Raw genomic sequence first — 22,008 nt, forward strand, 5'->3', positions numbered from 1 at the left:
GGCGACACCGCCGCAGTCCCGGCGCGTTTTGCGCCAAACTCCACTGGACCCGAGTCCATGCAGATGCTCCCGATCCGGCGCCAAGAAGACGCCACCGGCAAATTATGCCGGTCCGGGCTTGCCAGCAGGTTAACGCCGGGGGTGGCTCATCGACCGCGCACGGCGCGCACCTGGTCGAAGCCGACGCTGACGGCGCCGAGCGACAGTTTCAGGTCGTTGTCCTGGCGTTCGGCCGCCGTGGCGGTGCCGATGATCGTGGCCGTCAACGGCACCGCGCCGCCATTGGCGCCAAGCCCGCTGACGGTGACCTGGTAAGCCCCATCGGCCAATTGCCGCCCGTTCGCGTCCTGGCCATTCCAGACCCAGTCCTGTGGCTGCGCGCTCAGCGGCACCTGGGTTTCGAACAGCGCGCGGCCCGATGCGGCGTCCTTGACCTGCACGCGGGCCTGCGTCGCGGCACCGGCGGCCGGCAGGCGCAGCGTGCCCGTGCCGCCCTGCAACGGCATCCTGTCGCCGCTGATCTCCACACGCTGGCCGATCAGCGGCCCGGCGGCGGTCAATTGCGCCGTCTGCTGCAGCGACACCAGGCTGCCCAGGGTCTGGTTCATCCCGATCTGCTGTTCGACCGAGGCGAATTGCACCAATTGCTGCGTCATCTGGTTGGTGTCGAGCGGCGACGACGGATCCTGGTTCTGCAACTGCGTCGTCAGCATCGTCAGGAAGGTCTTGAAGTCACCGAACAGGTTCGCGGTCGGGGCCGCCGCCGCCGAGGTGCCGGTCGAGGCGAGGTTGGTGGCGGTGGTGATGGTCGAGGCCATGGTCAGCTCCTGCGTGAAAGTCAGACGGCGATGTCGAGAAGCGCACGCGGCCGGCTGGCCCCGCGCTGGTCCGGTGCGGGGCCAGGCCCGCCGGCGATGGTCATGGCCGCGCCCGAGGGACGGCGAGGGCGCTCCTGCCCGCCGCGCCCCTCCCCACCGAGCGAAAAGGACAGGCTGCGCCCGCCGCCGCCGATGCCGGCCTCGGCCAGCGCGCGATCCAGCGTGGCATGGTCGCGCTGCAGCAGTTGCAGTGTTTCGGGCCGGTCGGCGACCACCTGCACGGTCGCAAGATCGCCCATCCGCTCCACCCTTACATCCACCCGACCCAGCTCGATCGGATCGAGGCTGACGGTGATCGCGCCCCCTGCCTCGCCGCCGAGCGAGAGGGCGATGGCGACCGGGGCGATCTGCCCGGCCGGGGTTTGGCGCGGCGGCCGGACGATCGGTCGTTCGGTCGCGGTGATGGTGCTGGGCGGGGTTGGAAGCGCCGCGGGGACGACGGCCTGGGGGGGCTCGGGCCGGAGCGCGGCTGGCGCCTCGGTCGGGGCGGCGGTTGGTGGCGCCGCCAGGGCGGCACCGGCGACATCGACAGTGACGCGGATGTCGCCATTGCCGAGCGGCGGCTGAACCGCCGTGGCGGCCGCATCGGCGGGCGGTGCCGCGATGGCCGGGGGAGGGGATGGCGGCGCGGAGGGTGCCGCCGCCTTGGTCTCGATGCTGCGTGGCAGGTCGGCTGGTGGCGCGGCGGTCGTGGCCTCGGGCGCTGCTGGGGGCGGTGGCTTCGCCGCCCTGGCGGGCGCCGCTCCCGCGACCGCCTGGGCGTCCGGGGGGGCATTCCGGACCGCATGGGTTTCCAGCAAAGGCTTCGGTTCGGACGGCGCGCTGGCGGCGGAGTCCACGACCCGCGCCGCCGGCGTGGCCATGCCGGGCACGACTGGCGCGACCTGGATTGCAGGGGGCGCCGCCACGTGCAGGCCGACCGTCGGTGGTGGTGCGACAATGGCGGCCCCATCGCTCGGAACGACCGGGCTGCCCGGCCCCGCCTGCGGCGCTGGGTTGGCGCCGGCCTGCGGCGTTGGGACTGGACCTGCTTCGGAGGGGGGGATGGCGCCTACGTGCGGCGTCGGACCGGCGCCGTCCTGCGGGGCTGGGCTTGCACGCGCCTCCGGCGCCGCGCCTGGATGCATCCGGGGCTGCGGCTGGCGCGCATTCGCCAGCCTTGGCGTGGCGTCGCCGCCCGGCGGCTCCGGCGATGTCGCCACCAAGGGCGCCGGCGTGGACAGGACGGTCGCGACGATGGTCGGCGATGTGGTCGTTTGGATCGGCGGCATCGTCGCGGCTTCCGCGGCGATCGGCGATGCCACGGCTTCGCCCGGTGCGGCATCGGCTGCCAGGTCATCGACCATGGCATCGCCATTCGCCGGGATCGTGGCGGCGGTGCTTGGCGGCAAAGCATCAATCTGCAACGCCACGGGTGGTGGCGTCGGGCAGGCCTCCTCCGCGACCGGCGGATCTTGCATCGGCTGACCCCCTCGCGCCGGGGCCGGATCTGCTTCGGGGTTCGCCGCCGTGCTGCCGGCTTCCCGAGGCACCGATTCCCCCGGCGATGCGTCGCGACGCGCCTGGGCCGCCGTCAGGGCCTGGTCGAAGCGCCCGGCCTTCGTCGCGTCGTCGGCCGGGAGCGGCCGCCTGGACGGGTCCCTGGGGGGCGTGTTCGCGATGGCTTCGGCCTGCATGGTGCTCCGCCTGATCGGTGGGGGCTGGCTGGGGGCCGGCCGTGTCGCCAACCGGCCTCGCAACCGCCGGGCCACTGACGAAGGCCGGCGGGGCGGCAGGTCCGGGCCGAACCCCGGCAGGGCTTGCCGGTCGCCCGGCAATCCCGCCCGCCCATTGGCCTGTTTGGGCTGGCACGCGCCTCGCACTGCCCGTCGGACAGCAGCCGCCCGGCACATCACCCAGCCGACGCGCTCAGCCAGATGGAGAGCCCAGACCGATGTCCCTGCTCGGCGCGATGACCACTGCGATCAGCGGCCTGACGGCGCAATCCAAGGCGCTTGGCCATGTGTCGGACAATGTGGCGAACAGCCAGACGGTCGGCTTCAAGCGGATCGACACGAATTTCGTGAACTACCTGACCCGCTCCACCAGCCGCATCAGCATGCCCGGTTCGGTGGAGGCGCGGCCCGACTATACCAACAGCCTTCAAGGCACGGTGCAGCAGACCGACAATCCCCTGGCCATGGCCGTGGCCGGGCAGGGTTTCTTCTCCGTCGTGCAATCGCGCGGTTCAGATGGCGGTGTCGTGCAATTCGATCCGCAGCAATACTACACGCGCGCCGGCGACTTCCGCATGGACAAGGACGGCTACCTCGTCAACGGACAAGGCAATTTCCTGCAGGGTTGGAACGTTGACCAGGCGGGTGACCCCGATCGCACGCAGATGGTGCCGATCCGCGTCAGCGACCTTGTCTACAACCCGGTGCCGACCAGCACGATCGATCTTTCGGCGAACCTGCCGGCCGACCTGGCGCCCGCACCCGCGCTGCCGACGCCGGCCCAGTTGGCGGATGCGACCGTGTCCGGCCAGGTGCCGATCTATGACGCGCTCGGCCGGCCGCAGCAGGCGACGCTGGCCTGGACCAAACTCAGCAATACCCAGTGGTCGCTCAGCATCACCATGCCGGGAGAGGTGGCACCCCCGGCGCGCGGCATCCTGGTCAACTTCGGCCCCGGTGGTGTGCCGCCCGCCGCGGCGGGCACGATCGAATCCTTCGGCGCGGCGGTGAACATGACCAACAGCACCATGGTCGCCGTCGGCGATAGCGCCACCGTCAGCCTCACGGCCGATTTCGGCCAGGGGCCACAGGCGCTGACCTTGAACCTCGGCGCGCGTGGCGAATCCCGTGGCGTCACGCAATTCGCCGGCACCGAATACAGCGTGCGCAACCTGGCCCAGGATGGCGTGCCGCTCGGTTCCTACGCCGGCGTGTCGCTGCGCGACAATGGCGATCTTGCCGTGAACTACGACAACGGAGAAAACCGCGTCGTCGCGCGCATCCCGGTCGTCGCCTTCAACGATCCCGACAAGTTGCAACGCCAGGATGGCCAGGCCTTTACCCGCACGACCGAAAGTGGCGAGGCGCGGATCGTGGATGCCGGATCCTCCGGCGCGGGCAAGCTGGTCACCAGTTCGGTCGAACGCTCGAACGTCGATATCGCCTCGGAGTTCAGCAAGCTGATCCTGGCGCAGCGCGCCTATACCGCGAACACCCGGATCGTGACCGCGGCGGACGAGATGCTGCAGGACACGCTGAACATGCGGCGATGAGCCGGTCGCGGGAGGAGTGATCCATGAGCCTCGACGTCGCACTCACCTCCTCCCAATCGGGCCTGGCGCTGGTCAATCGCCAGTTGGGCGCGGCGTCGCAGAACGTCGCCAACGCCGCCGTCGCGGGCTTTACGCGCAAGACCGTGGAAGGGCGGGCGCTGACGGCCGATGGCCTGTCCTTCGGCGTGCGCAGCCTGCAGGCGCAGCGCGACGTGGACGCCGCACTCCAGACCCAGATCGAGGTGACGCGCGCCAGCCGCGCCGCCGCCGCCGTGCGCGAGGCGATCCTGCGCCCGGTGGAGGCCGCGCACGGCACGCCGGGCGGCGATGGCGGGGGCGGTGATTCGGCGGGCGACCTGACGGCGTCGCTGCATGCGGCCTTTGTCGCGCTGCGCGCCGACCCCTCCGACGCGCCACGGCAGAATGCCGTCGTCGCCGCCGCGAATGATCTGGCCGAACGCTTCAACGCCGTCGGCGATGCGATCCAGACAGCACGCCAGGAATCGCAGGATGCGATGCAGCGGGACGTCGCCACCCTGAACAGCGGATTGCGGGACATTGGCGTCCTGACGCGCGAAATCCAATCCCTGCAATCACGCGGCCTGTCCACCGCGGCCATGGAGGACAAGCGCGACACCGCCATCGGCGGCTTGTCGGAGGTGTTGGAACTCAAGGCCATCCGCCAGGCGGATGGTGGCGTGCTGTTGATCGCACGTGGTGGCACCGTGCTGCCGACCGACGGGCGGCAGGATCCCTTTTCGCTGGCCCCCGCCACGGTGGCGCCAGGCACCTGGCATGGCGCGGGCGGCACCCTGCCGGGGGTGATGCTGGGCGGCGTCGATGTCACGAACCGGCTGATGGGCGGCACCCTGGCCGAACACGTGGCGCTGCGCGACAGCGTGCTGCCGCGCCAACAGGCGGAGGTCGATGTCGCCGCCGCCAATGTGGCCGGTCGGCTGAATGCCCAGGGCCTGGCACTCTTCGTCGATGGCGCGGGGGCGGTGCCCGACCCGGCCTTGCCCTATGCCACCGGCGGGTGGATCGGCCTGGCCGGGACGCTGCGGGTCAATCCCGCGATCATCGCCAACCCGGCGCTGGCCCGCGACGGCACGCATGCCGTCGCGGGTTTCACGCCGAACCCGGCGGCCGGCCCCGCCGGTTTCGCGACCCTGCTGACCCGCGTGGATATCCAGGCCTTCGGCGCGGAATCCGCACCGGGCGTGCCACATCCGGGATTCGCCAATAGCGGCCTGGGGCCGGACGGGACGCTCTCCTCGACACTGTCCGGCGCGCGAACCTTGCAGGAGCAGACGGCCAACCTCGTCGCCGCCCATGGCGCGGACCGCCTGGCCGCGACCGAGGCCTTGAGCACCGGCAACGCCTTCCTCTCGCTGCTGGAGGCACGCGCCGGCGAACGATCGGGCGTGGACGTGGATCGGGAGATGGCCTCCCTCGTCTCCTTGCAGACCGCCTATGCCGCCAATGCGCGCGTCATGTCGGCGGTGCAGACGATGTACGACACGCTGCTGGCGGCCGTGCGATGATCGCGCTCGGTGGCATGGCGCCGGGGCCGCTGGCCCGGCTGACCGAGGGCGCCGGCGCGTTGGAACGCCAGGTCGCGTTGCTCTCGCGCCAGTCTTCGGAGGGGCGTCGTGCCGATGTCTATGGCGACCTCGGCGTGGAGGCCCCGCGCGCGATCAGCCTGCGTGGCGCGCTGGTGCGCGGCGATACCTATGGCGAGGCGATCGACCGCGCACTCGGGCGCGCGGCGGTCGGGCAGGACACGCTGGAACGGCTGACCGCCATCTCGAATGATTTCCGCGCCCAGGCGCTGTTGCTGGTGGATGGCGACCCGACGCGGATCGCCGCGACCGCGGCCGGGGCGCAGGCCGCGTTGCACGAAGTCGCGGGCCTGCTGAACAATACCTATGCCGGCGAGTATGTGCTGGGTGGCAGCGATGTTCGCAATCCACCGGTCCCGGACCCTGGCGGGATTCTCGCCTCCGGCATGGCGACGCAGATCGCGGCGGCCGTGGCGGGGCTGGTGCCGGGCGGCGCCGCCGCGGTGAATGCCGCGACCCTGGCGGCGGCGCAGGATAACACCGCCGGCGTCACGCCCTTCTCGGTCTTCCAGACCACCGGCGCGGGCGCCACCGAAGCACGCCGTGGCGTCCCCGTCGCTGATGGCATCGTGGTGGAGAGCGGTCTTTTCGCCGCCCGCAACGCGACACCCGGCGCCTCGACCGGGGAAACCGCGGGCGCCTGGTCGCGCGACCTGTTGCGCGGCTTGATGACCCTGGCGGCCCTTGTGCCGGCCCAGGCACAGGATCCGCTGACGCGCGCGGACTACCTGGCCATCGTGGATACGGTGCAGCGTGGCCTGGACTCGTCGACCAGCGCGCTGGCCTTGGAACAGGGCGCGCTCGGTGCGGCCGAACAGCAGATGGATCGCGCGGCCGAAAGCCACGCCGATGTCGCCGTCCAACTCAAGTTGCAGCTTTCCGACATTGAGGAAGTGGACCTCGCCGCCACGCTCACCGCCCTGCAGGACACGCGGACGCGGCTTGAGGCGTCGTGGAAGGCGCTGTCGATGATTTCCGAGTTGTCGCTTACGAAGTTTCTGCGCTGACGCTGAAGACATGTAAGCGGCGCATTTACCAACCCCCCCGCATCCTGCGGGACATCCGGTCAGGCGCAGGACGTTGCGACCGGGATCAGGGGCTGCGGAAAAACCCGCGGTGCCCGTGCCGGATCTGGACAGAACGTCCAGCCATCCGGTTCGCACACTCTAGAAAGGAGAAAGCCCGTGTCTTCCATCAACACCAACGGCGCCGCGATGGCCGCCATCCGTTCGCTGACCACCATCGGCAAGGACATGGGCAATACCCAGTCCCGTATCGAAAGCGGCTTGCGCGTCAACAAGGCCAATGACGATCCCGCCGTCTTCTCGATCGCGCAGAACATGCGCGCCGACCTGAACGGCATGATGGCGGTCAAGGACAGCCTGGCCTTCGGCAAATCGGCACTGACGGTCGCCCGCGATGCCGCGACCTCGATCAGCAACGAACTCGGCAAGCTGAAGCAGACGGTGACCCAGGGCCAGCAGCAGGGCCTGGACACGGCGCAGATCAACAACCAGATCACCAACTCCTTGCAGAACATCGACGCCTTTGCGCGATCGGCCACCTTCAACGGCGTGAACCTGCTGACCGCGGGTGTCGGCGGCGTGCCCGGTGTCACCGGCACCAACCTTGACGTGACGCGCGACATCCAGGGCACGCGCACGGCGATCACGGGGACCAACAGCACCTCGGCCGGCCTTGCCATCGCGACCTTGACGACGACGACCGGCGCGCGATCGCTGACCTTCGACAACACGCTGGCGCCCGCGAATGCCGAACAGGTGACCGTCACCTCCGGTGGCCGCACCTATGTCTTCGAATTCAACGACGGGTCCGCGCCCCTGGTCGCGCAGCCGAGTGCGACCCAGACCGTGTTCGACATCCAGTTCGTCGCGACCGACAGCCCGCTCACCATGATCTCCAACATGATGACCCGCATGCAGGGTGCGGGCATCGATGCCCAGCTCAATACGCAGGGCCAGGTGATCGTCCGTGGTGCCGCCACGGCGCTGACGACCGACATCACGGGTGCCACGGCGGGCGTCGTGCCGGGTGGCACCGAGGCGATCGCCGCCGTCGAGGGCGCCATCGACCTGATGGGCACCCGTCTCGCCAACCTCGGCGCCAACCTGCGCCAGGTCGAAGGCTTGCAGGAATTCACCGCCAAGCTGAACGACTCGATCAAGGAAGGCATGGGCGCGCTGATCGACGCCGACCTGGCCGAGGAAAGCGCCCGCCTGAACAGCCTGCAGACCAAGCAGCAGTTGGCGGTGCAATCGCTGTCCATCGCCAATGAGCAGAGCCAGGGCCTCTTGAGCCTGTTCCGCTGACCCCGGCTGGGGCGCCCGCCACGTTGCAACCGCCGTTCACACACGGTTAGGCGGGGTGGTGTTCAATCGCGGCAACGGGACTCCAGGGGTCCGGTGCCGGCGCCTTCGAGGCCGGCACCAATCGATTCGGGCAGCGGCTGTCGGCCGCCGCTTCGGATCGGGGGCGGCTCACACGGGGCCGCCAGCGCCGCAGGATGCGGCATGGGGCGGGATTGTGGTCCGCAGGGGCCGCACGACCAGGACCGATAGGAAAATCGAACCATGTCCACGCTGGTGATCGAACTGCGTCAGGATGATTTGATGGTGATGAACGGGGCCTCCATGCGCTTCCGCAGCCGCACGCGAATCGAACTCACCACCCGCGCGCGGTTTCTGTTCGGAAAGCAGGTGATGTCCCCGGAATCGGCCAATACGCCGGCGCGCCGGATCTATTTCGCGCTGCAATGCGCCTATGTCGGATCGGAAGAGGATCGCGACGGCGCCATGGATCAGTTGCGGGAGCTGATCGCGGATTTCCAGGTGGCCACGACCTCGACCCTGGCGCGTGCCATGCTCGACCGTGCGCTGACCCTGGCGGAGACCGACGACATGTATGCGGCGCTGAAACTGGTGCGGCGGGTGATGCAGCACGAGGCTTCGGTGCTGGTCGGTGATGGCGCTGTATCGCGTATCTCCATCACCGAGTCGGGGCGCGAGAATTCCGTGTCGCCTTAAGGAGTGATTCACCTTCACGGTCTCATAAACCGTGCATCCCATCGGGCGCCAGGCGCCGTGATGGGGATGGGGGTTGCGGGAGGATCCGTGCCCCTCGCGCCGGGGGAGGACAAGATGTCCAGTCGTCCGGTGCGAACAGCCTGAAAGAGGAGAGGGCATATGTCCTCCATCAACACCAACGGCGCCGCCATGGCCGCCATCCGCTCGCTGACCACCATCGGCAAGGACATGGGCAATACCCAGTCGCGCATCGAAAGCGGCTTGCGCGTCAACAAGGCCAACGACGACCCGGCGGTTTTCGCCATCGCGCAGAACATGCGCGCCGACCTGAATTCCATGTCGGCGGTCAAGGACAGCCTGGCCTTCGGCAAGTCGGCCCTGACGGTCGCACGCGACGCCGCGACCTCGATCAGCAACGAACTCGGCAAGCTGAAGCAGACCGTGACCCAGGGCCAGCAGCAGGGCCTGGACGTGACGCAGATCAACACCCAGATCACGAATTCCCTCGCGAACATCGACGCTTTCGCCCGCACCGCCACCTTCAACGGCGTGAACCTGCTGACCGCGGGCGTCGGCGGCGTGCCGGGTGTCACCGGCACCAACCTGAACGTCGTGCGCGACATCCAGGGCACCAGCACCGCCATCACCGGCACCAACAGCACCGCGGCCGGCCTGACGCTGACGGGCCTGACCGCCACGACCGGCGCGCGCAAGCTGACCTTCGACTCCACCCTCGCGCCCGCGAATGCCGAGCAAGTGACCGTGACCTCCGGCGGTCGCACGATGATCTTCGAGTTCAACGATGGTTCGGCCGCACTGACCGCCCAGCCGAATGCGACGACGGATGTGTTCGACGTGCAGTTCACGGGGACGGATTCGCCGCTGACCATGGTCTCGAACCTCATCACCAAGATGCAGGAGAACGGCTTGAGTGCCAGCCTCAGCAGCGCGGGCGAATTGGTCGTGGCCGGCAATGCCACGGCGATGACGACCACCATCACCGGCGCCACCGCCGGCACCGTGCCGGGCGGCACCGCGGCGATCACCGCGGTCGAGGGCGCGATCGACCTGATGGGCACGCGCCTGGCCAACCTCGGCGCCAATCTGCGCCAGGTCGAAGGCTTGCAGGAATTCACCGCCAAGCTGAACGACTCGATCAAGGAAGGCATGGGCGCGCTGGTCGATGCGGACCTGGCCGAGGAAAGCGCCCGCCTGAACAGCCTGCAGACCAAGCAGCAGCTCGCGGTGCAGTCCCTGTCCATCGCCAATCAGCAGAGCCAGGGCCTCTTGAGCCTGTTCCGCTGAACCACGGCGGGGCGGCGTTCGCGCCGCCCCGGCCACCCCCAACAGGCCGTTCCAAAAAGGGAAGCCAATGTCCGCCAGACGCTACGCCGCCACGCAGGTCGCAGTCGCCACGCCGCGGGAGACGGAGCTTCGGGCCTTCCGCTTCGTCAATGGACTGCTGGCCGGCGCCAATGAAGATCTGCGCGCCCGCACGAATGCGCTGCACAAGACGCACCATCTCTGGGCCATCCTGCTGGCCGGGCTGCTGTCGCCCGGCAACGCCTTGCCGCAGGATCTGCGCGGCAATCTCGTCTCGCTCGGGCTCTGGGCGCAGAAGGAGGCGATGGCCCGCATCGGCACGGACGCCAGCCTTGAACCGCTGATGGCCCTGCATCGCGACATGATCGAAGCACTTGAATCACAGGCCCTGGCCGAACGTCCCATGCCGCCGCCGGCGCGCCTGGCGGATCGTCTCGCCACCTCGGCCTGACACAGAGGAGAGGCAGGCGATGCTCGACGGTCTTGGTGCCCCCGCTGCCTGGGCCGTGATGAAGCGGACCGGCGATGCGCTGCAGACGCGCTTCACTGAGACCAAGACGAACACCGCAGATGCCGAGCGCCTGCGCGAACGCGCCACCAAAATCACCACGGTGGAGGATCTGCTGAAGGACCGGCGCAGCCTTTCCGTCGTCCTCGAAGCCTTCCAGTTGGAAGGCGAGATCGACAAGAAGGCGATCCTGCGCAAGCTCATGACCGAGCCGCTGGACGATGAGAAAAGCTTCGCCAATCGCATGGCCGATCCGCGCTACACCCAGCTCGCGGCCGCCTTCGCCGGGCGCAGCGACGCGCCGCTGGGCAGCACCGCCCTGGTGGACAGCATCCTGCAGAAAGCGATGGTGAACCGCTTCGAAAAAGCCTCGGGCGATGCCAACCCCGGCATGCGCGCGGCGCTTTACTTCAAGCGCACCATCGGCGCCGTGACCAGCATCCCGCAGATCCTGTCCGACAAGGCGCTGACCGAGGTGGTGCGTGGCGGCCTTGGGCTGCCGGAACAATTTGGCCTGCTGGACTACGACAAGCAGAAGGCGATCCTGACGCGCCGCTTGGATCCCGCGACATTCAGCGACCCCAAGGCGATGGATCGGCTGACGGTGCGCTACCTCAACCAGGTCGATTCCGCCGCCCCGACCAACCCGATCCTCGGGCTGCTATCGGGCGGGACGGGTTCCATGCCGGGGCTTCTGGGTCAACGCGTCTCCTTCAGCGTCTGACCCGCGCCCGCGTCGTTTGACGCGGCGCAGCAATCGCCGGACGATCCGCCCCGATGGCTGATCCGACGACTGCCCCTCCCGCCTGGCCGCGGATGCTTTACACCACGGCGGCCGCCGTGGCGGGCGGCCTGCTGTTCTCGCTGCTGCATATTCCGCTGCCCTGGATGATCGGCTCGCTGATCGCCACCGCGGCGCTGATCTGGCGGACAGAGGCCGAGGCACCGCCCGGCGCGCGTCCCATTTCCCTCGTGCTGCTGGGCCTCGGCCTCGGCCAGACCTTCACGGGGCCGGTGATGGTCGCGGTGGTGGGGGCCTTGCCCGCGCTGGTGGTCGCGGGGGTCGTGACCATCGCCTCCGGCCTGCTGGTCGCGCGGCTGTTCATGTGGCTGGCCGATACCGACGCCCGCACCGGCTTCTTCTGCGCGGTGCCGGGCGGGATCGTGGTCATGGCGGTGCTCGGCCAACGCGCCGGGGCGCATGGGCCCAGCGTCACCTTGTCGCAGACCTTGCGCATGGTGCTGGTGGTGCTGGTGTTTCCGCCGCTGATCTCGCTGATCGCGCCACATGCCGCGGATGGGGCCTTTTCCGCGCCGCGCCCGGACGTCACCGCCTGGGGCTTGCCGGTGCTCTTGGCGGCGGGCACGGCCGTGGCCGTGCTGGCGAACAGGTTGGGCTTCGTGAACCCATGGATGCTCGGGCCGTGCTTCATGACGATCGGGCTCAGCGCCCTTGGGCTGATGCCGTCCGGCCTGCCGCTCTGGCTGGTCGATGCGGCGCAGATCGGCATGGGCATGACGCTCGGCCTGAAGCTGACGAAGCGCTTTTTGCTGGGATCGCGTCGCCTGCTGATCGCGTCGATACTGTCGACCCTTGCCTTGTCGGTGCTGCTGGCGGTGCTGGCGGTGCCGCTCGGCTGGGGCTTTGGGCTGCCGCCCACGGCGGTGGTGCTGGGCATGGCGCCTGGCGGCATGCCGGAAATGGCGATCACGGCCAAGGCGCTGGACCTGGCGGTGCCGCTGGTGCTGGGCTTCCACCTGACGCGGGTGGTCCTGTGCAACCTGTTGATCCAGCCGATCTGGAAGCTGGGCCTGCGCCTGGGTCTGGTGTGAGGCCGGTCTAGAGCGTGATGGCCGTAGGCGCGCATGCGCCGAAGGGCTGAATCACGCGACAAAACAACAAGCTAGACCGCGATGCGTGAGCGAACGCGAACGCATCGCGGTCTAGCCGGCCCTGGCCCCAAACCGCCGGGCCGCCCAGTCCCGCCAGATCGAAATGGCATCCGGCGTCGCGCAAAGCGACGCGAACAGCGCCGTCGCCTCCACCGGCCCCAGCAGCCGGAACCCTGCCTCCACGGCTTCCCGCGCGTCTTCCTCGGCAAAGCGTTGTGCCGCGCGGCGCCAGGCGGCGGCCTGGTCCGCCGGTGTCAGCGCCGGCAGCACCACAAGCCCACGCGACCGCAGCGCCGCCGCCCCGGCCAGCCCGGCATCACGCGCCGAGGCCGGCATGCCCGCCGTCAGATCGGCGAAGGCCGGCGGTGCCGCTTCGGCCACGGCATCGAAGCGGACCCAGGGTTCGGCACCGAGCGCCGCCACACGCAACGCCGGGCGCGGCCCGCAGATCATCAGCGCATCGGCGCGGTCGGTGCGAAAGGCCTCCTCGGCCGCCTCCTGCCCCCCGCCGGGGACGGGGATCGCCGGCACGCCCAGCAGGTCGAGCACGAAGATGGCGACCGCATCCGCCTGGTCCGGCGCCGAGATGGCGACCCGTACCGGCCGGCTGCTGCCATTCGGCCGTGGCCCCCGCCCGACCAGCCAGACAGGCTGGGCCAGCGCCACCAGGGGAATCCAGCCGGATGGGTCGAACCGCACGCGCGTGTCGCCGACCATCCGGGCATGCGTCGCGGCCCCCGGCAGCAGCAGCAGCGATCGTCCGTCCGGCCCATCGGTGGTCGCGAACCGATTGGCGGCGGTGACGCCATCCGGGCCGCCCAATGCCTCGATCCGCAGCGCCACGGCATGGGGCATGTTGCGCGCAAGCCCCGCCGCCGCCCGGGTGGCGATGACGGCAAAGCCCCCGCCTTCGGGGCCGGGGATCATGAGCACGGCGGAATCGGCCGTCTGCGCATGAAGCGGGGGCGCGGCCGTGGCCGCAGCGATCGCAGCCAGCAGCGCCCGCCGCCCGGTCATCCGTGCCTGTCGCGGCAGAGGTGGGCTTGCCTGGCGCTAGTCATCATAGGCCAGCAAGGCTTCGAACGGGGCGTCGAGCCGTGCCCGCCCCGCGAGGAAGGTGAGTTCGATCAGCGCGGCGCACAGCGGCACCTCGGCCCCGGCCTCGCGCAGCAGGCGAACGCCGGCCGCCATGGTCCCGCCGGTCGCCAGCAGGTCATCGAGCAGCACGACCCGATCCCCCTTGGTGATGGCATCGGCCTGCATCTCGATCCGGTCGGTGCCGTATTCCAGGGCATAGGACAGGCCGATCGTCGCCCCCGGCAGCTTGCGCGGCTTGCGCAGCATGACGAAGCCGATGCCAAGCGCCGCCGCGACCGGCGCCGCGAGCAGGAAGCCGCGGCTTTCGATCCCCGCCAGCAGGGTCGGGCGGTGCGGTGCCACCATGGCCGACAGGCGCGCCACGGTATGCTGCCAGGCCGGCCCATGCCGCAGCAGGGTCGAGATGTCGTAGAACAGGATCCCGGGCTTCGGGAAATCCGGGATGCCCCGGATATGCGCCTTGATGTCCATGTGCTGGTCCATCGCGGGGGTCATCGCATCGGCCATCCATGTTCCTCGTTCAGTCGCAACGGCTTGCCGGCCGCCGTGGGGGTCTTTCCGCCTATGGCATAGGCCGGGGCCACCGCCGGGCGCAACCTCGGCCGGTGGATGCGCCCAAGGGCGGGCTTGGCGCGAACCCCGGATCGGGCCATGTGGCGCGGATGTCTCGTACCTGGATTGCCATCATCGCCGGCCTCGCCGGCTTCACCGCCTATGTCGCGATCGTGGTGGCGCTTGGCGACCATGTGCGTGGGCTGCCGTGGTTCGTCGAGTTTACGTATTTCGGCGTCGCCGGCTTCGCCTGGACCTGGCCGGTGCTGAAACTGATCGCCTGGGCGGTGCGCGATCCGCGCCGCGCGCCGGTCAGCCAGGTCGACTGAGGGCCACAAGAAAAAGGGCGGGGGGAGGTTTCCCTCCGCCCCGCCCCCTATCGTGCGGTTGCGACGACCCGCTCAGAACGGGCGCGACAGCGCCGCCATGAAGCGGTTGTTGCAGACCTTCAGCCCGCCGCACTGCGTCTCGCTGACGTCGGTGCCGTAGTAGCCGACCGACAGGATGAAGCCGGCGTAGACTTCGCGGCTGACCGACACGCCAAAGTTCAGGTAGTCGGGCGCGCCGAACTGCACGTTGTTCTGGATCCACTGGTAGCCCAGGCGACCCGACAGGGTGAATTCATAGGGCAGGGCGAGGTCGACGCCGCCCTCGATGTACCAGCCGGTGCCCGAATCGCCGAAGTAGCCGGGCGAATAGGCGACGGTGCCGAGCAGCTTGGCCGGTCCCACGGTGTAGTTGGCGCGGGCAATGGCCTCGAAGAAGTCGAGCGGGTTGGCGTTGAACCGGCCGGGCGCGCCGCTGCTGCCCTCGTTCGAATAGCCCGGGTAGCCGTAGTAGGTCGCGCCGAGGTCGAGCTTCAGGTCGCCCAGGGCGAAGCGATAGCCGGCCGAGCCATCCAGTTCCTGCCGCGCATTCGTCCCGACGAAGGCGACGTTGCTCAGGAAGCCGCCGATATAGACGCCCGAGGAATGCTCGACATCGACCGTCAACTGGCCGGCGGGGCGGTTACGCGTCTGGCTGATGCCGCGAAACAGGTAGTCGGTGGCCGCGGCCGGGGTGACGGTGACCGTCGAGTCCAGCGCTGCGACTTCGGTCTGCGCCATGGCAGGCGCTGACAGCGCCATGCCTGCGGAAAGTGCAGCAGCCAGAAAAAACGACGTCTTCATGGGCATGTACCTCTCTTGTGCTTCACTTGACGGCATATCCTAGCAATTTCCGTGCGAGCGCAAGTTAAACGCCCACCATTTGGGCGTAATCCGGCAACAGTGTTGCAATGCGGCGACAGTGCGCGGCGGGGCAGGGGCCAAAAAGCAAACCCCGCCACGGAGACCGTGACGGGGTTGCTGGCGCTTGGCGGATTTGGTCGGAGTGAGAGGATTCGAACCTCCGGCCCCTGCGTCCCGAACACAGTGCTCTACCAGGCTGAGCTACACTCCGTGAGGCCCGCCGAACGCAGGGGGGGCTATAGCGAAGCGTTGCCGGGGCGGCAAGGGTGCGGCGGCCCTATTGTCCAATGGGGCGGGCGTGGGGTGCGCGGGCGGCACGTAACGTGCAATCCTGTCGCCACCCCATTCGGCAAAGGAACGCACATGCAGTCTCGGTTGAAGGTTTGGACGCTCGCCCTGGGCTTGGGACTGGCCGCCATCGGCGGCACCGCATGGGCGCAGGCCGATATCATCGCAGCGCGCAAGGACGGGCTGAAGCGGGTGGGTGCCAATATGGAGGCGATCAAGCTTGTCGTGGATGCACGCGGCGACGTGCGAACGCTGGGCCCGCGCGTGGATGAGATCGTGACCTTCTTCAGCGATTTCCCAACCCGCTTCCCGGCCGGATCCGGCACGGGCGAGACACGCGCCTTGCCGGCGATCTGGACCGATCGCGCCGGGTTCGATCGTGCGGCCGCCAATGCCTTGACCGCCGCGCACACGTTGCGCACGACGGTCAATGCCGGCGATGCGGCGGCGACGGCGCAGGCGTTCCAGGCCCTGGGCGGTGCCTGCGGTGCGTGCCACCGGCCTTTCCGGGGGCGCTGACGGCGGGACGGCCCGCCGGGCGGACCCCCGCCCGGCGAAAGCCACCCACCGCGATCGCATCACCCCAATCTGGCGAGGCCGACGACAATCGCCGCCGACATGGCCAGCACGATCGCCCCGAGCCAGGCGGGGGCGATCCGCGGCGCGTGGTTCGCAGCCCAGGCCGGCATGCGTTTCACGCCGGTGATCATCGGCCGCACCAAATCCTGACCCTTGAGGACGCGGTACAGGAGGATGGCCAGGACATGCAGCGCTGTCGCTGCCAGGATCACGTAGACCACGCGGATATGGAGTGACGAAAACCAGTCGCTGACCGCCCCCGGCACGCTGCGGGCCAAGGGGCCGCGCGTAAAAATCTGGTCGTCGGTGAACAGCCCGCTGACCGCCTGCGTCAGCAGCAACCCCAGCATCGCCGCGACCATCCAGCCACCGGCCGCATTGTGCCCAGGTTCGGTATCCGGTTCCCGCCGCCCGATGTGGCGAATGTGCCTGATGGCGGCGAGCGGCGATTTCAGGAAGCGGGTGAAGCGGGCGCTTTCCGATCCGATGATGCCCCAGACGATCCGGAACACCACCAAACCCAGCATGCACAGCCCGGATGTGACATGCAGGTCCATCCGGTGCGTCCAGGCCGACCAGCAGGACAGGCCAAGCAGCCCGACGATCCCCCAATGCGTGATCCGCACCCACGGATCCCAAACCTTCACCTGCGCATCGGCTTCCGCCGCAGTCTGTCTTGCCATCCGCTTGGGCGCCTTCGCTGTTGCACGATGGAATAAGCCTACACGAGCGCGCCACCGATGCGACACGGGCCCGTTCGATACGGGAAATCACGGGATTCCGAGGGCTTACCGCGAGGTCGCCCTTGTCGCCCGGGGCTTCGAGGGCCTAGTTACAGACCCATGATGGTTCCTGGTGGCATCGGCAAATTGGTTGGATTCGGGCTGGCCGGCGTGGCCACGCTCGTGGCCGGCACCGTCTGGTACGCGGGGCGGGACGCATCCCCGCCGCCGGTGAATCTGTTGGCGCCGCAAAGCCGGCCGGTGGCGCCGGACCAGCCGCTGGCCGCCCGCGAGTCCCCCGCCCGGGCAGCGCCGTCGCCCAGCACCCCGCGGACGGAGGCGCCCGCCGTGGCGCAGCCCGCCGTGACCCCCAGCGCCGCAACCCAGGCCACCCCGGCCCCCGCCGCGGCGACACCGGCACCCCAGGCCAGTGCCGCGACGCAAGCCGCGGCCGCCCAGCCGGCCCCAACCCCGCCCAGTTTCGATGTCGCACGCGTTGGCGCGCGCGGCACCGCCGTCATCGCCGGCCGCGCCGCGCCGGGGGCGGAGGTGCGCCTGCTCGACGGCGGGCGCGAACTTGGCCGCACCCGCGCCGACGCGCGCGGCGAATGGGTCATCCTGCCCGCCGAACCGCTGGCCGCCGGGGCCCGCGAGTTGACGCTGCATGCACGCCTGGTCGATGGGCGGGATATCGCCGGGCGGGACAGCGTGCTGATCGTCATCCCCGATGCCGCGGCCCCCCATGCGGTGGCTGAGGCCGCCCCCGCGGCGGGCGCCGATCCTGCCCCCGCGGCCCGGGCGCCGATCGTCGCCTTGCTGACGCCCTCCACCGCCCCCGCGGCGCCCCGCTTGCTGCAAGGCGGGGCCGAGGCCGCAACGCCCGGTCGCGCCCCGGCCCCGGCGCGACTCGGGCTCGACATCGTGGATTACGACAGCGCGGGTGCCATCCGTTTCGCCGGCACCGCGCCCCCGGGGGCGCCGGTCCGCGTCTATGTCGATCAGCGCCATGCCGGTGATGCCGTGGCCGGGCAGGACGGGCGCTGGGCGCTGACGCCCACCGAGGTTCCGGCCGTCGGCCGCCACACCCTTCGGCTGGACCAGATGGCGAATGCCGGCGCGGTCGCCTCGCGCATCGAACTGCCCTTCGCCCGCGAAAGCCTGCCGGAGGGGGGGCTGGCGGATGGCCGCGTGGTGGTGCAGCCCGGCAACAACCTGTGGCGCATCGCGCGCAACACCTATGGGCGCGGGATTCGCTACACGGTCATCTACCAGGCCAACCGCGACCAGATCCGCGACCCTTCAAAAATCTTTCCGGGCCAGATCTTCGCCGTGCCCGGCGGCTGACGTCCGTTTAAGCGCGGGCATGGATCCGGCCGGAGGGTTCGGTCACCAGGCAGCCCTCCATCTCATCCAGCCAGGGATCGAGCGCGAGCGCGAAGCGCACCATCGCCGCGACCATGCTGACCGCGGAGGATGGCGCTTCGAGCGGCGCCCGTGTCTCCACCCGCAGCCGGTGGTCGGGCAGCAGCCGCAGCCGGCAGCCCGCCGGCAGCGCCACGCGCAGGCCCGGCAGGGCGGCAAACACCGCGGCCCGGTCGGCGCCCGATGCGGTGGAGGGCAGCCGCCCCACATCGGCCCCCAGGTGCAGCCCGTCCCCCAGCGCCGCATGGCAGGCCTGGCCGCGCCAGGCGAAGCGCAACCGTGGCGCCAGCCCCGGCGTTAGCGGCGACACGAGCCCATCCTCGAACACCTTGAACGGGCCGAGCGGCAGGGCCGCGGCGTCACTGCTGCCCCCACTTGTGGCATCACCACGCTGCAGGAGTGCGATTTGCGGCATGCCGCCGTGGGAATTCCGGTCCATCATCGCTTCAGGGTTGACCGGACAGGATGAACAGAGGATCAACCGCGATCATGGCCCTTATGCAAAGTCTTCAAATGGTGTTGGCGCCGCCGCACCGTGCCGCGACCCCCTTCCTGCTGGGCGGCGCCGCCGTCGCCCTGATCGGCGGTCTGATCGCCGGCGGCTGGCTGTTCTGGCCAGGTGCCGCCTTCGTCGCCTTCTGCCTGTATTTCTTTCGCGACCCGGAGCGGACGCCCCCGGCACGCCCCGGCCTGGTGATCGCCCCCGCCGACGGCCGCGTGGTCCTGGTCGGCCCCGCCGTGCCGCCTGTCGAACTGGGCATGGGTCCCGAGACCCGCTGGCGCGTGGCGATCTTCCTGTCGGTCATGGATGTGCACATCAACCGCTGGCCGGTCGAAGGCACAGTGCGCCGCATCGCCTATCGCCACGGCAAGTTCCTCTCGGCCAACATGGACAAGGCCAGCGAGGACAATGAACGCAACGCCGTCGCCATCGCGCTGCCCGATGGGCGGGACCTGACGGTGGTGCAGATCGCGGGGCTCGTCGCCCGCCGCATCCTCTGCTTCGCCCGCGAAGGCGATGTGACCGAGGCCGGCGCCCGCTTCGGCCTGATCCGGTTCGGCAGCCGTACCGATGTCTATCTGCCCGTCGGCGTCCGCCCCCTGGTCAGCGTCGGCCAGACCATGATCGGTGGGGAGACGGTGATCGCCGAGCTGGAAAGCCGCGCATCATGACCGCCCCCGCCCCGCCAGGCAGCGAACCGAAAGGCGGCCCGCGCCGCTTCCGCCGCTTCCATCGCCGGGTGCGCCCGCGGTTCGACGGGCTGTCGTTCAACCGGCTGATCCCGAACATCATGACTCTGTGCGGACTCTGCGCCGGGCTGGTGGCCATGCGCTTCGCACTGGAAGGGCGCTGGGACCGCGCCGCCGCGCTGATCGTCGTGGCCGCCATCATCGACGGGCTGGACGGACGCCTCGCGCGCCTGCTGAAGGCGACCAGCCGCTTCGGCGCCGAATTCGACAGCCTGGCGGATTTCCTCTCCTTCGGCGTCGCGCCGGCCTTCATCCTGTATCTCTGGACGCTGCACGGCACACCGGGCCTGGGCTTCGTGCCCTGCCTGCTCTTCGCCGTCTGCATGGCGCTGCGCCTGGCGCGCTTCAACGCGGCGCTGGAGGCGGTGCCGGGCCTCGCACCCAAGCCCGCCTATGCGCAATCCTTCTTCACCGGCGTGCCGGCACCCGCCGGGGCCGGGCTGGTCATGTTCCCCGTCTTTGCCAGCCTGATGGCCGAAGGCTGGGGCATGCCGGGGCTGGCCCAGGCCCTGCGCCATCCGATCTTCGTGGCACTGGTGCTGATGGTCGTCGGCGCGCTACTGGTCAGCACCTTGCCCACCTGGTCCTTCAAGAACTTCAAAGTGCCGCGCGCGGTCGTGCTGCCGCTTCTGCTGGGCATCGGCGGCTACGTCGCCTTGCTGGTCGCGGAACCCTGGGCCGCCCTCGCCGCCGCTGGCCTTATCTACGGCGGCATGCTGCCCTTCTCGGCACGCTCCTACCTGCGGCTGAAGCGCGAGGCCGAGACGCTGCACGCGCCGGTGCTGGTGGACAAGGTCTAGCAGGCTGGGAAGTCATGGGGGCGGTTGCGCCGTGGAGAGGGCTTCGCCCCCTTGTTCAGACCGGAGACATCCCTGACGCCTGTTCGGAGACATGCTTGACGCTTTTGGGCTTGGTTTCTCGGGAGAGGGACGATGCCCTGGAAGGCGTTATCTGTGATCGACACCCGTCGGGAGTTCGTCCGTCTGGCCAGCGTCGGCGATGTCAGCGTGGCGGCGTTATGCCGTCGCTTTGGCATCAGCCGGCAGAGCGGTTTCACCCTGTTGCGGCGTCACCGCGAGGTTGGCGATGCGGGCCTCGTGGAGCGCTCGCGCCGGCCGCACGACAGCCCCAGGCGGGTGGCGCCCGAGATCGAGGCGCAGCTGCTTGCCCTGCGCGCGGCGCACCCGCGCTGGGGCGGGCGCAAGCTGGCGCGGCGGCTGCGCGACCTGGGCGTGGAGGGGGTGCCGGCGCCATCGACGGTGACGCAGGTGCTGCGCCGTGCCGGCCAGATCGACCCGATCAAGGCCGAGCGGCATCGCGCCCTGACCCGCTTTGAACGCCCAGCCCCGAACGAGCTGTGGCAGATGGACTTCAAGGGCCACATCCCGGCCGGCAGCCGGCGCTGCCACCCGCTGACCGTGCTGGACGATCATTCGCGCTACGCCCTGGGCATCGCCGCCTGTGCTGGCGAGACGCTGATCGAGGTCCAGGGTCGGCTGACCGCGCTGTTCCGCCGCTATGGCCTGCCCGGCGCCATCCTGTGCGACAATGGCTCACCCTGGGGCGCCACGGGCCATACCGGCAGGCTGGCGGTGCAGCGCAGCGCCTTCGAGGTCTGGCTGATGCGGCTGGGCGTGGCGACCCTGCATGGGCGGCCGCGGCATCCGCAGACCCAAGGCAAGGACGAGCGGTTCCACCGCACGCTGGATGTGGAGGTGCTGCAGGGCCGGCGCTTCGCCGACCTGGACGACTGCCAGGCGGCGTTCAACGCCTGGCGGCCAGTCTACAACGAACAGCGCCCGCATGAGGCGCTGGGCATGGACGTGCCGGCGAGCCGCTACCGGCCCAGCAGCCAGGGCTTTCCCGAGGTGCTGCCGACGCCCGACTACTACCAGACCGACCTGGTGCGCCGGGTGCGGCCGAATGGCTGCTTCAAGCTGCATGGCAGGATGGTCGGGCTGTCGCAGGCCTTCGCCGGGCTGGACATCGCGCTGCGTGCGACGGGGCGGGATGGCGTGCTGAGCCTGCACTTCATGCGCTTCAGGCTGGGTGAGGTGGACATCACCGGGCCAGAAACGATAATCGGACCCGTCAGGGATGTCTCCGAACACCCGTCAAGCATCTCTCCGGTCTGAACACCCCCTCCACACCTCCCCCACCAGGGGCCGCCGCCCCTGGACCGGCGGAATATTGGTAAAATAAAGAGAGGGGCGTGGCATTTCCATCGCCAATGGAGCGCCAATGACGCCCCTCTCTTTATTTTACCAAGTCTCGTGGGTTCCAAGGGGCCACGGCCCCTTGGTGGGGAGAGTTTGAGAGGGGCGAAGCCCC

General features: G+C 69.7%; 22 protein-coding genes and 1 tRNA gene. 15 read left to right on the forward strand and 8 right to left on the reverse strand.

Going from position 1 to position 22,008, the window contains the following annotated elements; all coding sequences use genetic code 11:
• Nucleotides 1-146 precede the first annotated feature (146 nt).
• Nucleotides 147-818 carry a flagellar hook assembly protein FlgD gene (locus ACQW02_RS01120; protein ID WP_431283439.1) on the reverse strand — a complete coding sequence of 224 codons (672 nt, stop codon included), beginning with the start codon at nucleotides 816-818 and terminating at the stop codon, nucleotides 147-149.
• Nucleotides 819-838: 20 nt separating this feature from the next.
• Entirely contained in the window at nucleotides 839-2,554 is a 1,716-nt protein-coding gene (locus tag ACQW02_RS01125) for a flagellar hook-length control protein FliK (protein ID WP_431283440.1), read from the reverse strand.
• A 257-nt stretch (nucleotides 2,555-2,811) separates the two neighbouring features.
• On the opposite strand from ACQW02_RS01125, the gene flgE reads away from it, so the two are divergent.
• From flgE to ACQW02_RS01170, 9 genes are all read left to right on the forward strand, one after another.
• Nucleotides 2,812-4,146: a flagellar hook protein FlgE gene (flgE, locus tag ACQW02_RS01130; protein ID WP_431283441.1), complete on the forward strand. Its 1,335-nt coding sequence runs from the start codon at nucleotides 2,812-2,814 to the stop codon at nucleotides 4,144-4,146.
• Between the two features lie 23 nt (nucleotides 4,147-4,169).
• Entirely contained in the window at nucleotides 4,170-5,690 is a 1,521-nt protein-coding gene (locus ACQW02_RS01135; protein ID WP_431283442.1) for a flagellar hook-associated protein FlgK, read from the forward strand.
• A complete protein-coding gene (locus ACQW02_RS01140; protein WP_431283443.1) occupies nucleotides 5,687-6,775 on the forward strand; it encodes a flagellin in 1,089 nt (362 codons plus the stop codon). The genes ACQW02_RS01135 and ACQW02_RS01140 overlap by 4 nt, the downstream gene beginning before the upstream one ends.
• A 177-nt stretch (nucleotides 6,776-6,952) precedes the next feature.
• Nucleotides 6,953-8,098: a flagellin gene (locus ACQW02_RS01145; protein ID WP_431283444.1), complete on the forward strand. Its 1,146-nt coding sequence runs from the start codon at nucleotides 6,953-6,955 to the stop codon at nucleotides 8,096-8,098.
• Nucleotides 8,099-8,359: 261 nt separating this feature from the next.
• On the forward strand, nucleotides 8,360-8,812 hold the full coding sequence (locus tag ACQW02_RS01150; RefSeq protein ID WP_431283445.1) for a flagellar biosynthesis repressor FlbT: 453 nt from the start codon (nucleotides 8,360-8,362) through the stop codon (nucleotides 8,810-8,812).
• A 159-nt stretch (nucleotides 8,813-8,971) separates the two neighbouring features.
• A complete protein-coding gene (locus ACQW02_RS01155) occupies nucleotides 8,972-10,117 on the forward strand; it encodes a flagellin (protein ID WP_431283446.1) in 1,146 nt (381 codons plus the stop codon).
• 67 nt (nucleotides 10,118-10,184) lie between these two features.
• Nucleotides 10,185-10,586 carry a flagellar biosynthesis regulator FlaF gene (locus ACQW02_RS01160; protein ID WP_431283447.1) on the forward strand — a complete coding sequence of 134 codons (402 nt, stop codon included), beginning with the start codon at nucleotides 10,185-10,187 and terminating at the stop codon, nucleotides 10,584-10,586.
• 19 nt (nucleotides 10,587-10,605) lie between these two features.
• Entirely contained in the window at nucleotides 10,606-11,367 is a 762-nt protein-coding gene (locus ACQW02_RS01165; protein ID WP_431283448.1) for a DUF1217 domain-containing protein, read from the forward strand.
• 53 nt (nucleotides 11,368-11,420) lie between these two features.
• Nucleotides 11,421-12,476 carry an AbrB family transcriptional regulator gene (locus ACQW02_RS01170; protein WP_431283449.1) on the forward strand — a complete coding sequence of 352 codons (1,056 nt, stop codon included), beginning with the start codon at nucleotides 11,421-11,423 and terminating at the stop codon, nucleotides 12,474-12,476.
• A gap of 111 nt (nucleotides 12,477-12,587) precedes the next feature.
• Here the strand turns inward: ACQW02_RS01170 and ACQW02_RS01175 are convergent, their stop codons facing one another.
• Both ACQW02_RS01175 and ACQW02_RS01180 read right to left on the reverse strand, forming a co-directional pair.
• Nucleotides 12,588-13,553, reverse strand: coding sequence for a hypothetical protein (locus ACQW02_RS01175; RefSeq protein ID WP_431283450.1), 966 nt, complete (start codon nucleotides 13,551-13,553; stop codon nucleotides 12,588-12,590).
• Nucleotides 13,554-13,589: 36 nt separating this feature from the next.
• The gene (locus ACQW02_RS01180) at nucleotides 13,590-14,105 is read right to left on the reverse strand and encodes an adenine phosphoribosyltransferase (protein WP_431285989.1); all 516 of its coding nucleotides are present in this window, start codon (nucleotides 14,103-14,105) and stop codon (nucleotides 13,590-13,592) included.
• A 191-nt stretch (nucleotides 14,106-14,296) separates the two neighbouring features.
• On the opposite strand from ACQW02_RS01180, the gene ACQW02_RS01185 reads away from it, so the two are divergent.
• On the forward strand, nucleotides 14,297-14,515 hold the full coding sequence (locus ACQW02_RS01185; RefSeq protein ID WP_431283451.1) for a DUF2842 domain-containing protein: 219 nt from the start codon (nucleotides 14,297-14,299) through the stop codon (nucleotides 14,513-14,515).
• Nucleotides 14,516-14,587: 72 nt separating this feature from the next.
• Here the strand turns inward: ACQW02_RS01185 and ACQW02_RS01190 are convergent, their stop codons facing one another.
• A complete protein-coding gene (locus ACQW02_RS01190) occupies nucleotides 14,588-15,292 on the reverse strand; it encodes a TorF family putative porin (protein WP_431283452.1) in 705 nt (234 codons plus the stop codon).
• Nucleotides 15,293-15,549: 257 nt separating this feature from the next.
• Nucleotides 15,550-15,626, reverse strand: a tRNA-Pro gene (locus ACQW02_RS01195).
• A gap of 152 nt (nucleotides 15,627-15,778) precedes the next feature.
• On the opposite strand from ACQW02_RS01195, the gene ACQW02_RS01200 reads away from it, so the two are divergent.
• Nucleotides 15,779-16,222 (forward strand): c-type cytochrome, encoded by a 444-nt coding sequence (locus ACQW02_RS01200; RefSeq protein WP_431283453.1) that lies wholly within the window; start codon nucleotides 15,779-15,781, stop codon nucleotides 16,220-16,222.
• Nucleotides 16,223-16,281: 59 nt separating this feature from the next.
• On the opposite strand, the gene ACQW02_RS01205 is transcribed toward ACQW02_RS01200, so the two are convergent.
• Nucleotides 16,282-16,965 (reverse strand): cytochrome b/b6 domain-containing protein, encoded by a 684-nt coding sequence (locus tag ACQW02_RS01205; protein WP_431283454.1) that lies wholly within the window; start codon nucleotides 16,963-16,965, stop codon nucleotides 16,282-16,284.
• A 210-nt stretch (nucleotides 16,966-17,175) separates the two neighbouring features.
• Between ACQW02_RS01205 and ACQW02_RS01210 the strand changes: the two genes are divergently transcribed.
• Nucleotides 17,176-18,348 carry a LysM peptidoglycan-binding domain-containing protein gene (locus tag ACQW02_RS01210; protein WP_431283455.1) on the forward strand — a complete coding sequence of 391 codons (1,173 nt, stop codon included), beginning with the start codon at nucleotides 17,176-17,178 and terminating at the stop codon, nucleotides 18,346-18,348.
• Between the two features lie 7 nt (nucleotides 18,349-18,355).
• On the opposite strand, the gene ACQW02_RS01215 is transcribed toward ACQW02_RS01210, so the two are convergent.
• Nucleotides 18,356-18,841, reverse strand: a complete 486-nt coding sequence (locus tag ACQW02_RS01215) for a hypothetical protein (protein WP_431283456.1) — start codon at nucleotides 18,839-18,841, stop codon at nucleotides 18,356-18,358.
• 74 nt (nucleotides 18,842-18,915) lie between these two features.
• On the opposite strand from ACQW02_RS01215, the gene ACQW02_RS01220 reads away from it, so the two are divergent.
• The 3 genes from ACQW02_RS01220 (at nucleotide 18,916) to ACQW02_RS01230 (ending at nucleotide 21,812) form a co-directional block, all read left to right on the forward strand.
• Nucleotides 18,916-19,599, forward strand: a complete 684-nt coding sequence (locus tag ACQW02_RS01220; protein WP_431283457.1) for a phosphatidylserine decarboxylase — start codon at nucleotides 18,916-18,918, stop codon at nucleotides 19,597-19,599.
• A complete protein-coding gene (locus ACQW02_RS01225; RefSeq protein ID WP_431283458.1) occupies nucleotides 19,596-20,477 on the forward strand; it encodes a CDP-alcohol phosphatidyltransferase family protein in 882 nt (293 codons plus the stop codon). Before ACQW02_RS01220 ends, ACQW02_RS01225 begins: the two co-directional genes overlap by 4 nt.
• A 153-nt stretch (nucleotides 20,478-20,630) precedes the next feature.
• Nucleotides 20,631-21,812 carry an IS481 family transposase gene (locus tag ACQW02_RS01230; protein WP_431282423.1) on the forward strand — a complete coding sequence of 394 codons (1,182 nt, stop codon included), beginning with the start codon at nucleotides 20,631-20,633 and terminating at the stop codon, nucleotides 21,810-21,812.
• The last annotated feature ends 196 nt before the right edge of the window (nucleotides 21,813-22,008 follow it).

The organism is Humitalea sp. 24SJ18S-53, assembly GCF_050632385.1.
In the GTDB taxonomy this organism is placed as follows: domain Bacteria; phylum Pseudomonadota; class Alphaproteobacteria; order Acetobacterales; family Acetobacteraceae; genus Humitalea.

Coding starts and splice junctions, on each gene's coding strand:
- ACQW02_RS01120 (WP_431283439.1), bottom strand. CDS start 818: ATGGCCTCGACCATCACCACCGCCACCAACCTCGCCTCGACCGGCACC.
- ACQW02_RS01125 (WP_431283440.1), bottom strand. CDS start 2,554: ATGCAGGCCGAAGCCATCGCGAACACGCCCCCCAGGGACCCGTCCAGG.
- flgE (WP_431283441.1), top strand. CDS start 2,812: ATGTCCCTGCTCGGCGCGATGACCACTGCGATCAGCGGCCTGACGGCG.
- ACQW02_RS01135 (WP_431283442.1), top strand. CDS start 4,170: ATGAGCCTCGACGTCGCACTCACCTCCTCCCAATCGGGCCTGGCGCTG.
- ACQW02_RS01140 (WP_431283443.1), top strand. CDS start 5,687: ATGATCGCGCTCGGTGGCATGGCGCCGGGGCCGCTGGCCCGGCTGACC.
- ACQW02_RS01150 (WP_431283445.1), top strand. CDS start 8,360: ATGTCCACGCTGGTGATCGAACTGCGTCAGGATGATTTGATGGTGATG.
- ACQW02_RS01155 (WP_431283446.1), top strand. CDS start 8,972: ATGTCCTCCATCAACACCAACGGCGCCGCCATGGCCGCCATCCGCTCG.
- ACQW02_RS01160 (WP_431283447.1), top strand. CDS start 10,185: ATGTCCGCCAGACGCTACGCCGCCACGCAGGTCGCAGTCGCCACGCCG.
- ACQW02_RS01165 (WP_431283448.1), top strand. CDS start 10,606: ATGCTCGACGGTCTTGGTGCCCCCGCTGCCTGGGCCGTGATGAAGCGG.
- ACQW02_RS01170 (WP_431283449.1), top strand. CDS start 11,421: ATGGCTGATCCGACGACTGCCCCTCCCGCCTGGCCGCGGATGCTTTAC.
- ACQW02_RS01175 (WP_431283450.1), bottom strand. CDS start 13,553: ATGACCGGGCGGCGGGCGCTGCTGGCTGCGATCGCTGCGGCCACGGCC.
- ACQW02_RS01180 (WP_431285989.1), bottom strand. CDS start 14,105: ATGGACATCAAGGCGCATATCCGGGGCATCCCGGATTTCCCGAAGCCC.
- ACQW02_RS01185 (WP_431283451.1), top strand. CDS start 14,297: ATGTCTCGTACCTGGATTGCCATCATCGCCGGCCTCGCCGGCTTCACC.
- ACQW02_RS01190 (WP_431283452.1), bottom strand. CDS start 15,292: ATGGCGCAGACCGAAGTCGCAGCGCTGGACTCGACGGTCACCGTCACC.
- ACQW02_RS01200 (WP_431283453.1), top strand. CDS start 15,779: ATGCAGTCTCGGTTGAAGGTTTGGACGCTCGCCCTGGGCTTGGGACTG.
- ACQW02_RS01205 (WP_431283454.1), bottom strand. CDS start 16,965: ATGGCAAGACAGACTGCGGCGGAAGCCGATGCGCAGGTGAAGGTTTGG.
- ACQW02_RS01215 (WP_431283456.1), bottom strand. CDS start 18,841: ATGCCGCAAATCGCACTCCTGCAGCGTGGTGATGCCACAAGTGGGGGC.
- ACQW02_RS01220 (WP_431283457.1), top strand. CDS start 18,916: ATGGCCCTTATGCAAAGTCTTCAAATGGTGTTGGCGCCGCCGCACCGT.
- ACQW02_RS01225 (WP_431283458.1), top strand. CDS start 19,596: ATGACCGCCCCCGCCCCGCCAGGCAGCGAACCGAAAGGCGGCCCGCGC.